The sequence below is a fragment of the Photobacterium kishitanii genome (genome assembly GCF_003026355.1).
In the GTDB taxonomy this organism is placed as follows: domain Bacteria; phylum Pseudomonadota; class Gammaproteobacteria; order Enterobacterales; family Vibrionaceae; genus Photobacterium; species Photobacterium kishitanii.
In genome coordinates, this window is the sequence record NZ_PYON01000013.1 from 1 (window position 1) to 11,732 (window position 11,732).

Genomic DNA, 11,732 nt, shown 5'->3' on the forward strand with positions numbered 1-11,732 from the left:
CATACCTCATACCTCATACCTCATACCTCATACCTCATACCTCATACCTCATACCTCATACCTCATACCTCATACCTCATACCTCATACCTCATACCTCATACCTCATACCTCATACCTCATACCTCATACCTCGCATCTCATACCTCACATCTCATACCTCACATCTCATACCTCGCATCTCATACCTCATACCTCGTATCTCGTACCTCGTATCTCGTATCATGATAAAAACATTTAATATTCAGTCACAATGGATCAAAAAAAGGCACACTCAAATGAGTGTGCCTTGATATTGAACTTAATAAATTTATTTAAATATTACGTGCGACTTCGTAAGCATCCCAAACCGCATTCATGATATTAGACACTTTACGTGCATCACCAATGAGGTAAGTATCTTTACCGCGACTTAAAATCTCATCATGAAGATCGTTAACGCTTGAATAACCAACGGCAATACAAACATTATCAGCCGCAATCTGTTCAACTCCAGTAGCGGTTTCAATATGCGCATGACCATTCTTATAACCGACAAACTTACTGCTGGTCATAATGTTAACTTGTGCTTCTTCCATTAAATCAAGCAACATTGATTTGTTAGCCCAGTTAGTATCAGCACCACCGTCCATCACTTTAGCAAGATATTCAACCACTGTTACTTGCTTGCCTTGGTTTTTCAACCACAGCGCGACTTCACAACCCACTAGACCACCACCGATAATCACCACGTTGTTACCCACTGGCTTTTTGGCTAATAAGATATCATCAGCACTACAAATCTGAGGTTCATCAATACCTTCAATATTACGTAACCGTACTGGCACTGAACCTGTTGCTATAATTACGGCTTGCGCGTCATCTAACTCTTTTGAGTCTTTATCAATAACGGTATTTAAGTACATCGGCACAGCAAGGCGTTCTAACTCAACACGATACCAATCAAGTAGTTTCTCATCCGCTTTTTTAAAATCAGGGGCTGCGGCTTCGTAAATATGGCCACCAATTTGATCTGATTTTTCAAATAACTTTACTTCATGACCAGCAAGTTTCGCTACTCGTGCACTTTCAAGACCAGCAATACCACCACCGATAACAATCACACGTTTAGGCTCTAATGCTTTTTCAATATTGTAAATTTTTTCACGACCACAAGCAGGGTTTACTGAACATGAGATTGGTTTATGGTTAAAAATACGCTGTAAACAGCCATCGTGACAACCGATACAAGGACGAATCTGCTCTTCACGATTTTTCATGACCTTGTTTGGCCACTCAGGATCAGTCAATAACGGACGCGCTAGGCCGACAAAGTCAATTGAACCATTTTTAATCGAGTCTTGAGCTAGTTGAGGATCCCCCATCTTACCGCCCATGATGATAGGCACATTAACAACATCTTTAAGTTGTTTAACAAATGGAAGATATAGACCATCTTTAGCGTATAGCGGTGGGTGTGCCCAATACCATGCATCATAAGAGCCCGTATCCGCATTAAAGCCATCATAACCCGCTTTTTCAAGGATCTTAGCTAACTCAAGTCCTTCTTCAGTATCACGTCCAGATTCTTTAGCTGCGACATTAATACCGCCTTTACCCAATTCTTTAATGAATGAGCGAATACTGTAACGTACGGTTACTGGATAGTTTTCACCCGCACCACGACGAATAGCTTTAAGAATTTCAATCGGGAAAGTCGCACGCTGCTCCAAATCACCATTGAAGCGATCGCTACGATCTTTGTTAAACACTGACATGGTAAATTGATCAGCTAAGTAACCTTCATGAACCGCATGCAATTCAATGCCATCAAAACCAACTTTTTTAGCAATGGCAGCCGCTTCTTCAAAACGAGAAATAATGCGTTCCACTTCTTCCGTGGTTAAAGCACGACACATCACATCAGGTTGCCAGTAGTTAGGCACTTCTGTTGGTGCAACTGGTTGAGTTTCAAGCAGTGTCGGTTTTGCTACTCGACCAAGACCAGCAGACACTTGTAAAAAGATTTTTGCGCCATAAGAATGTACACGCTCAATCATTTCATAACATGAATTTTCAAAAGCAGTAGGATTATGAGTTACACAGGTAAATGTCGGCATTTTCATGCGCTCAATTTCATTTTCTACCTTCGTAAAACCCGTAATAATCAGACCCACACCGCCCTTCGCTCTTTCAACAAAATAATCAGCAGCGCGTTGATTAAATTCGCCTTCACGGCCAGCAAGTCCCATAAGACCCATTGGTTCCATTACAATTCGGTTTTTAATAGTTACGCTACCAATTTTCATTGGTGTAAAGAGTTCTGATCTATTCATTATTATGCTTTTGAGTTAATAAACATTTGCCCTGAGTCTAAAAGCAAAAGAGTTATTAATTAAGTGCATTAAATGCATGAACGCTATGTTTACATATCATAACAATTGCTTTTTGTATGACAATAATATTAGTTTTTATGATCTTATAAACTAAAGTCATCATTAACGCTGACTTTAAGGCTATTGTTAGTTAAACAGCCATAAAACATTATAAAAAATAAGGATATTGACGTTGATAGACAATTCAACAGCCAAACAATCATGCTCATTTAATACCTAGTTAAGGTATTAATGGCGGTTTAAGTTTAAAATATCCATTCCTATTAAAATAAGTCGTTATCGTCTATAAAATCAGACAAATCCTGCTATGAAAAATATTAGCGAGCAAACTGATAAAATCATTTAAAGAATCGTTAATTTACGCTATTTGACGGTGAATGTTGCCAACGTACCCACAAAAAGACATCCCCAAAAGGAATATAATCAATTATTGGTTACTTCTAGGAATCTTCAAATGCTTAAAAAATGCATGTTAACACTGGCTTTGATTAGTATCAGTCAAGTCGCGCTGGCAAGCCCTTCCCCCTCCTCAACAACCAGCTATAATCTGTTTTTAATCCCAAGCCACAATGTTGATACAACAGTATCAACAATTAGCAATCAACTAAAACAACAACAACTATCCTCCCTTTATAGCCAAGGTTATTTACCTCATATCACGCTATATTTATCTCAATATTCAACCTCAAATCTCAAGTTACTTAAGCAACAAGCCCAACAACTTGCAAGCCAATGGCATCAATTTCCATTAACTCTTGATCATATTAAGCGTACCAAGGGAGATTGGTTGATGCTTGGGGTAAGTAACACTCGTGAACTGCAACGTTTAGCTGATACTGCAGCCATTACTGTCGCTCCACTACGTACCATGGATCAAAAAGCACCGGCTTGGGTAAATCACTACCCTGAAAAACTGGCTGCATTCCAACGTTATGGTAGTCCTAATGTCTTTACTAACTTTGAGCCTCATATCACTTTATTAGCGCAATCTGATCCGCAAAAACTGACCCAATTTATGGCTAACTATGGTGATAAATTTCAACCAGTAAACATTAAAGCACTAGGAGTAGGTATTGCCGCGGTTAATAGTAACGGTCAGGCTAAAGCCGTTATTGCCAGCTACTCATTTGCCAAATAACAGCGATAAAAAAGCCTCAACCAAAGGTTGAGGCTTTCATGTAAAATATTGCCATATCAAACTAAATGACGATAGCGATTACTCACTTTCCTCTTCATTTATTTCATCCATGAAACGGGCTCGACGTAATTCAGCCTCAGCCATAACGGCATTGATTTCAGCCATTAAGCCATCAATATCAGCATCAACTTCGCTTTCAATATACACGCCTGTTAATTCAGTCTCTGGCGTTAGCGTACCCGCTTGAAATAATGCCCACATTTCTTTGCCATATTGAGTTTCAAGTACTTCTGGCGCATAACGACCATAATAATTGGCCATGTTATTAACATCACGCTCAAACATCCATTTAGCGTTATTATTTGCAGAAGCATCTACCGCTTGAGGTAAATCAATAATCACTGGGCCTTGACCATCCACCAGCACATTAAATTCAGATAAATCGCCATGAATAAGACCAATGCATAACATGCGCTTAATATAGGTGATCATTAACGCATGATCGCGTAAGGCTTGTTCTTTGGTTAGCGTGATATCATTTAAACGTGGAGCAACAGCGCCATCGGCATCTGTAATTAACTCCATCAATAACACCCCATCAAAACAACCATAAGGGATTGGCGCACGCACATCCGCTTTTAGCAATAATGATAGTGCATCGACTTCAGCCTGTTGCCATACTTTTTCTTGCTCATCGCGGCCAAATTTAGAGCCTTTTTCCATTGCACGAGCACGGCGGCTATTGCGCACTTTACGTCCTTCACGGTAAGTAACCGCTTTTTTAAAGCTACGCTGATCGATTTCTTTATAGACCTTGGCGCAACAAATTTTGCCACCACTGCGAACAACATACACAGAGGCTTCTTTACCGCTCATCAGTTGAGATAAAACGTCATCAACAAGACCATCTTCAACGAGGGGTTGTAATCGTGGAGGAATCTTCATTACACCTACATTAGTCAGTAACTGGAAATATACCTGTTTATAATATCGCATTATCGCTAGCTGACAATTTTTAACAAGTATTGATGAGTGGTTATTTCTAAACCGTCAATGTAAGTATAAAGCAACAGTAGTAAAGACATTACCCGTAAACCACAACATTAACCTTAAAAAACAACAAGATAAAACAAAAAATACAATATGTTTTTTATTGTTAGCTACTTTTAGTAACGTTCAGTTTAAGTATAAATAGTGGCAATAAGAGCATGACACAATAGCTACAACAATCAACTGAGAAAACAACAACATAAAATTCCGCTCTTCAATATAGCTTTCATTTTCAGCTGCTTTCATTATTAGCGCCCATAAACATACCATTCGTTAATGGTTAACGATTTAACAATAAAAATAATAATGAGAAATCACATGAACTATTGTTTACTGCCGAAAAAATCATTACTCACAGTAGCGATTATGAGTACGCTAACCCTGTCACCACTCGCTATGGCACAAACAAAAACGGATAACGGCTTTATTAATGGCTCGTCACTCACGACTAAATTTATCAGTGATACTCGCGTTCGCTCTCGTAATGACAACGCTGACTTTGACTCTTATGGCAGACTCAATTATTCCGCCTACAATGCCATTGTTGATTTAAACTCAGGTTACTATAACAACTTTATCGGCGTGGATGTTGCTGGTTATTTAGCTGGGGATATTTATAACAATAGTATCCAAAATGATAATGATCAGTACTTATCAAATGAGATCTCATTCTCACAAAACCAAGACTGGGGATCAGGCAATGGCCCTCATCTAAAACTTTATACTGCTGCAGTTAAATTTAAATACCAAGATCTCTTTAGCGGTAAAGTTGGTTTAATTCAATCAACAGGTAATGGTACTGTTGGTAACGTATGGTCATTTGTCCCTGGTACTTACCGTGGTTTAGAACTTAATGCTCATGTTGGTGGTGGTAAATTAACTTACTTCTGGGCTGATAAATACACCGCACCATGGTTACTCAGTGAGGATGATTACGTTGGCTGGGCAAATACCCAGTGGAACTATTTACACTCATTAGGTTATGAAAACAGTTTTGATAACTTCTCTTATAACCTTGGTATTGGTCAAGCTATGGATGTTCGTTATAACGACACCAGCCGTAGCGTAAATCCAACCTCATATAAACTTTACACTCGCTATCAACTCACCCCCAATACGCAACTCGCTGCTGATTTTTATGGTGTTAACGACAAGGTTAAATATAACGGTTTAGGTTATATGACAGGACTATCGTTACATATGAATCATGGCCAATGGAGTTGGTTATCTCAACTACGTTATGCTAACAGTAATAATGATACTGAAATTGTACCGCGTACTATTTATACCTATGCGATGAATAACGGTAGTTGGTCACAATTCTGGGATGCTTTATCTGATTGGAACCAATCTGGTGAAGTATCAATGTATAACCGTTTATCTTTTAATGCCGGTAATGGTTGGAACTACTACATGGGTGTGGGCTATGGCTCAGGCATGGATAGCGCTAAAGTCGGCTATAGCAGTGAGGCAGCAGTAAATGGCACTGTTGGCTACACGTTACAACAAGGTACACTCAAAGGCAGTGTGGTGCAGTTACACAGCACTTGGTTAACCCGCGACGAAGTTAAATCAGCCACTGCAGGCAAAGATGAAACCGATGTCCGTTTGCAAGTAATCATTCCCTATTCTGTGTTTTGATAACTAGCCGCTACCAATATTGAGCCTCAACATTATGTTGGGGCTTTTTTATAACAGCAGCTACAACAAGGTTATTAACGACAACTAACAGAGAAAGAGGATAGAACTAACATAAACAAGGGGGGACTTAAACCCGCTTTCCTTTGATTGATGACAAGGTGAAAAGCGAACTTAAGAAATTGAGAATAACGATGAGGCAAAAAAAAAGCCTCAATCTTACGATTAAGGCTTTCTTCTGAAATTTGGTGCCCGAGGACGGACTTGAACCGTCACTCCCGAAGGAAACGGATTTTGAATCCGTCGTGTATACCAATTTCACCACTCGGGCTTATGGCGGCTATTATACGTATATCGTGTTGATGTGCAAGCAATAATCTAGAATATTTATCATATAAATACCCAAGCGCTGTTTTTTTAACCCACACTGGCTTTATTGATGCTTATCAAACCGCCATGTGATGGCGATCATGAATATATTTTGTAGCAATTTAGTTCATTCATCTGAATTTAGTTTACTGCTACACTGCCGCCCATAAGGATTTGTTCACCCATCATTGATACTGGAACCATCATGAAGAAAACCAAACCACAACATGCTAAACCGTCACACCAATACCCAAGCTTATTACGTCGTTTAGGCGCTTGGTTCTACGATACTCTTATCGTCGCAGCTATTTTAATGGTTGCAGGTGCACTTGCGATGGCGATTGTTGCGGCGCTACTTCATATTGGAATACTTACTTTAGGTGACTACCAAGACGCCAGTGACTATTTAATCTCAGACCCGACGGCAAGTGCGTTGTATAGTGCTTACCTTGCTATCGTGATTATTGGTTTTTATAGCTATTTTTGGACTCAAGCAGGACAAACCTTAGGCATGCGAGCATGGAAGTTAAAACTTCAAAATGAAGATGGCTCTCGCATTAAAATTACTCAAGCCTTTATTCGTATTGCTACCTCAGCATTTGGTCTAGGTAACTTACTGGCATTTAATAATAAACGCCGTTCAATGCAAGATATTATGGCTGAATGCGAAATGGTCGTAACGGAAAAAGTGTCATAATACCGCACTATTTTAAAATAAAATTCTTAATAAAAAAGGAGCCTTCAGGCTCCTTTTTTAATCGCTATAATTTACGTTTGAGTAAATAAATAGTGATGGCTAAAAACACTAAACTTGGCGCCAGAGCACCAATAACTGGTGGTAAGTTATAAACTAAACTCATCGGTCCAAAGACTTGATTGGAAATATAAAACCCAAAGCCAAAGATAACCCCAGATAACACTCGCGCTCCCATGGTAACCGAGCGTAATGGTCCAAATACAAATGATAACGCCAATAGCATCATTACTGCGATGGAGACAGGTTGTAATGCTTTACGCCAAAATGCCAATTCATAACGCATAGCATCTTGCTTAGATTCTTTTAAATAACCCACATAATTATATAAGCCAGATAACGATAATTCTTCAGGTTTAACCGTCACAACCGCTAATTTATCTGGCGTTAAGGTTGTTTGCCATTTTTTAGTTTCATAATGGGTATTTTTGATCTGTGCCTGATTGGTCATATCGGTCACAGTGACATTGTGCATCGTCCAGCCTTTTTGGGCATCATAACTGGCGGTTTTAGCAGATAACACATCAAGCAATTTATCTTGGTTATTAAATTGCCAAATATTAACCACATCAATTTGATTTTTATCATGCACACGACCGAGATAAATAAAATCATTATCATCTTTGGCCCACACACCACTTTGAACCGATAGCATACTGCCGCCACTGATCCATAATGCACGTAGTTCACGCGCCGCTTTTTGCGATTGTGGTGCCCCCCATTGGCCTAATAACGTCACAATGATCATCAATGGCACTGCCGTTTTTAGGGTGGATAAACCAATATCTAACTTAGAAAATCCAGCGGCTTGCATGACCACCAGTTCAGAGCTTGACGCTAACATCCCTAAACCGATTAATGCCCCCAGCAATACCGCCATTGGGAAAAATGTCACGATATCTTGTGGCATTGATAACAATACAAAATATAACGCTTTAAGAAGATCGTAACTGCCTTGACCGACTTTACGTAGCTGCTCAACATATTTAATGATGGCAGATAATCCAACTAACGTTGATAAGGTTAATGCCGATGTCGCGATAATAGTTCGGCCAATATACCAGTCGAGAATTTTAAACATTAACCGCGTCTCCGTAATTTATCTTTGAAGCGTCGCACCGGTAAACTATCCCAGCTATTTAAACCAATCGCGATCAATAACGCGCCAATATTAATCGGCCACATTCCCATCCAACTAGGAATGAAACCATCTTCAATCGCAGATTTTGCTGATGATATCGCTAAGAAATAAGCTAAGTAAATCAAGACTGCTGGCGCTAACTTCGCAAACCTTCCTTGACGCGGATTGACTGCTGACAACGGCACTACAATCATCACCAATAATGGAATACATAAGATTAACGATAACCGCCATTGTAGCTCTGCCGTAGCTGCTTTACTTGGATCTTTCAATAGTTCAGCAGTGGTTTTTGCTTCCCAATCACGATCTCCTTGCTTCACTTTACGTTGACCAATTAACGCTTGGTAATCATCAAATTGAGTAATGCCATAATTAAGCTGAGTCGGCACCCCTTCATAACGCGTACCATGCTGTAAATCCAACATTTGGCGACCATCTGCTTGCTCAGTAACAAAACCACGCTTTGCCACCATAACACTTGGTTGTAACGTATCTTGAGCTCTTAATTGAGCAACAAATACATTATGCAGTTTGGATCCTTTATCAGTAATATCATTAACAAATACTACCCCAGAACCATTAGGTGTCATCTGGAAAGTACCTTTAATTAGCATATTTAAGCCCGGATCAGCTTTCGCTTGATTCATGACTTGTTCAATTTTATTTTGAGACCACGGTGCAACCCATAATGCATTAGCAGTAGCAATCGAGCCGGTAATCAATGCCAACGCTAATGCTGAGCGAATAAGAAACTTATTCCCCATACCTGTGGCACTCATCACCGTTATTTCACTTTCAGCGTACAAACGACCAAATGTTAGCAAAATACCTATATATAAACTCAGTGGTAACATCAGCAACGCCATTGCTGGAATAGAAAGCCCCATTAAAGTAATGATGAGATCACTCGGGATCGAACCATCAGTCGCTTGTGCTAAAATGTGGATGAACTTTTGGCTAATAAAAACAAGAAAAAGCACAAAAAGTACCGCTAATTGGCTTTTTACTGTCTCTCTCGTCAAATACCTAACAATAATCACGCGTTATATTCCCATAGAAAACTTGTTTTTTTGATGGAATCACTATAGTTTTTCGTTAAATTAGTTATTTTTTTATCTTTCGGCTGAATGTAAGTCCGCGCTTTTAAGCCTATACCGAAATCTCGGCAGAGCAAGCAAGTGTGGTATTATCTAACATTTAGCGTTAATTGTCTTTATAGGATGTTAGGAGTACGCATGGAGTTCAGTGTCAAAAGCGGTAGCCCCGAAAAACAGCGCAGTGCGTGTATTGTCGTGGGCGTATTTGAACCACGTCGCCTCTCTCCAATCGCGGAACAGCTAGACAAAATTAGTGATGGCTATATTAGCTCATTACTACGTCGTGGTGACCTTGAAGGTAAACCAGGACAGATGTTGCTATTGCATCATGTTCCCAACGTATTGTCAGAACGTGTATTACTTGTTGGTTGTGGTAAAGAGCGTGAACTTGATGAGCGCCAATATAAGCAAATCATCAAAAAAACCATCAGCACTTTAAATGAAACTGGCTCAATGGAAGCTGTATGTTTCCTTACTGAGTTGCATGTTAAAGGTCGCGACACCTACTGGAAAGTACGTCAAGCAGTAGAAACGACTAAAGATAGCCTTTATACCTTCAACCAGTTTAAAAGTAACAAGCCAGAGACGCGCCGTCCACTACGTAAATTAGTTTTTAACGTACCAACTCGTCGTGAGCTTTCTTTAGGCGAACGAGCAATTACTCATGGTCTTGCTATTTCTTCAGGCGTCAAAGCAAGTAAAGATCTAGGTAATATGCCGCCTAACGTAGCAAATCCTGCTTATTTAGCCTCACAGGCGCGTCGTTTAGCGGATGATTTTGATACGGTCACTACCAAAATTATTGGTGAGCAAGAAATGGCAACCTTAGGGATGACATCCTATCTTGCTGTTGGTCAAGGCTCAAAAAATGAAGCCATGATGTCAGTGATTGAGTACAAAGGCCATCCAGATCCAGACACCAAACCAATTGTTCTGGTCGGTAAAGGTCTAACATTTGACTCAGGCGGTATTTCTATCAAGCCTGGTGCTCAAATGGACGAAATGAAGTACGACATGTGTGGTGCTGCTTCCGTATTTGGAACCATGAAAGCACTGGCTAAACTTAATCTACCAATCAATGTAGTTGGTATTCTAGCCGGCTGTGAAAATATGCCTGGTGGCGGTGCTTACCGTCCTGGTGATATTTTAACAACGATGTCAGGCCAAACAGTTGAAGTATTAAATACTGATGCTGAAGGCCGGTTAGTACTGTGTGACGCATTAACTTACGTTGAGCGTTTTGAACCTGAATGTGTGGTTGATATTGCTACTCTGACAGGCGCATGTGTGGTAGCACTAGGTCATCATATTAGTGGTTTAATGGGTAACCATAATCCACTTGCTCATGAACTTATTAATGCTTCAGAGCAATCAGGTGATCGCGCTTGGCGTCTACCGATGAGTGATGAATACCAAGAGCAAATTGCCAGCCCATTTGCAGATATGGCTAACCTAGGTACTCCTGGTGCTGGCACCATTACTGCTGGTTGTTTCTTATCACGCTTCACTAAGAAATATAATTGGGCTCACCTTGATATTGCAGGTACTGCTTGGAAAGGTGGCGCAGCCAAAGGCTCAACCGGACGTCCGGTACCCTTATTGGTCCAATTCCTCCTCAATCGAGCAGGCCAAGAGATTGTCGAATAAGACACTCAGAAAAGGGCCGTTGGCCCTTTTCTTTTAGGACATTAATTTATGACTCATGCTACGTTTTATATATTAGATGATAATCAAGATGGTGCTGATAGCGATTTTCAGTGGCATTTTGCTTGTCGTTGCGCAGCCATGAGTTACCGTCAAGGATTACGGGTTTACTTACTTGCAGCAAACAAACAACAAGCAGAACAAATAGATGAATATCTATGGCAACAGGATCCTGACAGCTTTGTCCCGCACAATTTAATTGGCGAAGGACCAAGAGGCGGATCACCGGTTGAAATTGGTTGGCCTGGTTTACGCTATAGCGGACACCGCGCAGTATTAATTAATTTAGCCGAAATTGTCGCAAATTTTGCGGTTAGCTTTGCACAAGTGGTAGACTTTGTCCCTTGCGATGAAACGCTCAAGCAGCAAGCACGTGAACGCTATAAGGCTTACCGCCTTGCTGGCATTCAAATAACGACTGCCGCTGCTACTGAGACGCCTTAATTCCACATAGAATCCTTCTAAGA

At 40.2% G+C, this 11,732-nt stretch carries 9 protein-coding genes and 1 tRNA gene; 5 read left to right on the forward strand and 5 right to left on the reverse strand.

The annotated features are described in order from the left end of the window. Positions 1-313 precede the first annotated feature (313 nt). Positions 314-2,314: an oxidoreductase gene (locus C0W29_RS14795; protein WP_045045334.1), complete on the reverse strand. Its 2,001-nt coding sequence runs from the start codon at positions 2,312-2,314 to the stop codon at positions 314-316. A gap of 514 nt (positions 2,315-2,828) precedes the next feature. Between C0W29_RS14795 and C0W29_RS14800 the strand changes: the two genes are divergently transcribed. After that, positions 2,829-3,512, forward strand: coding sequence for a 2'-5' RNA ligase family protein (locus C0W29_RS14800; protein ID WP_045045335.1), 684 nt, complete (start codon positions 2,829-2,831; stop codon positions 3,510-3,512). A 78-nt stretch (positions 3,513-3,590) separates the two neighbouring features. Here C0W29_RS14800 and C0W29_RS14805 read toward each other — a convergent pair whose 3' ends face one another. Next, complete coding sequence (locus C0W29_RS14805; RefSeq protein WP_036796093.1) at positions 3,591-4,457, reverse strand: PA4780 family RIO1-like protein kinase; 867 nt, start codon at positions 4,455-4,457, stop codon at positions 3,591-3,593. Positions 4,458-4,880: 423 nt separating this feature from the next. Here C0W29_RS14805 and C0W29_RS14810 point away from each other — a divergent pair, with 423 nt between their 5' ends. Next, complete coding sequence (locus C0W29_RS14810) at positions 4,881-6,203, forward strand: hypothetical protein (protein WP_052671679.1); 1,323 nt, start codon at positions 4,881-4,883, stop codon at positions 6,201-6,203. A gap of 243 nt (positions 6,204-6,446) precedes the next feature. Here C0W29_RS14810 and C0W29_RS14815 read toward each other — a convergent pair. Next, positions 6,447-6,531 (reverse strand) — tRNA-Leu (locus C0W29_RS14815). 243 nt (positions 6,532-6,774) lie between these two features. Here C0W29_RS14815 and C0W29_RS14820 point away from each other — a divergent pair. Next, positions 6,775-7,266, forward strand: coding sequence for an RDD family protein (locus C0W29_RS14820; RefSeq protein ID WP_173425425.1), 492 nt, complete (start codon positions 6,775-6,777; stop codon positions 7,264-7,266). Positions 7,267-7,330: 64 nt separating this feature from the next. Here the strand turns inward: C0W29_RS14820 and lptG are convergent, their stop codons facing one another. Further along, complete coding sequence (gene lptG, locus C0W29_RS14825) at positions 7,331-8,404, reverse strand: LPS export ABC transporter permease LptG (RefSeq protein ID WP_045041815.1); 1,074 nt, start codon at positions 8,402-8,404, stop codon at positions 7,331-7,333. Beyond that, positions 8,404-9,504: an LPS export ABC transporter permease LptF gene (gene lptF / locus C0W29_RS14830; protein WP_045041814.1), complete on the reverse strand. Its 1,101-nt coding sequence runs from the start codon at positions 9,502-9,504 to the stop codon at positions 8,404-8,406. The genes lptG and lptF overlap by 1 nt, the downstream gene beginning before the upstream one ends. A 195-nt stretch (positions 9,505-9,699) precedes the next feature. Here lptF and pepA point away from each other — a divergent pair, with 195 nt between their 5' ends. Next, a complete protein-coding gene (gene pepA / locus C0W29_RS14835) occupies positions 9,700-11,208 on the forward strand; it encodes a leucyl aminopeptidase (protein WP_045041813.1) in 1,509 nt (502 codons plus the stop codon). Between the two features lie 48 nt (positions 11,209-11,256). Then, positions 11,257-11,709, forward strand: coding sequence for a DNA polymerase III subunit chi (locus C0W29_RS14840; RefSeq protein ID WP_036796102.1), 453 nt, complete (start codon positions 11,257-11,259; stop codon positions 11,707-11,709). Positions 11,710-11,732 lie beyond the last annotated feature (23 nt).

What these genes read in the sequence shown, in the direction of transcription:
- lptG (WP_045041815.1), bottom strand. Translation starts at nt 8,404, where the DNA reads ATGTTTAAAATTCTCGACTGGTATATTGGCCGAACTATTATCGCGACA.
- C0W29_RS14840 (WP_036796102.1), top strand. Translation starts at nt 11,257, where the DNA reads ATGACTCATGCTACGTTTTATATATTAGATGATAATCAAGATGGTGCT.
- pepA (WP_045041813.1), top strand. Translation starts at nt 9,700, where the DNA reads ATGGAGTTCAGTGTCAAAAGCGGTAGCCCCGAAAAACAGCGCAGTGCG.
- C0W29_RS14810 (WP_052671679.1), top strand. Translation starts at nt 4,881, where the DNA reads ATGAACTATTGTTTACTGCCGAAAAAATCATTACTCACAGTAGCGATT.
- C0W29_RS14805 (WP_036796093.1), bottom strand. Translation starts at nt 4,457, where the DNA reads ATGAAGATTCCTCCACGATTACAACCCCTCGTTGAAGATGGTCTTGTT.
- C0W29_RS14800 (WP_045045335.1), top strand. Translation starts at nt 2,829, where the DNA reads ATGCTTAAAAAATGCATGTTAACACTGGCTTTGATTAGTATCAGTCAA.
- C0W29_RS14795 (WP_045045334.1), bottom strand. Translation starts at nt 2,314, where the DNA reads ATGAATAGATCAGAACTCTTTACACCAATGAAAATTGGTAGCGTAACT.
- C0W29_RS14820 (WP_173425425.1), top strand. Translation starts at nt 6,775, where the DNA reads ATGAAGAAAACCAAACCACAACATGCTAAACCGTCACACCAATACCCA.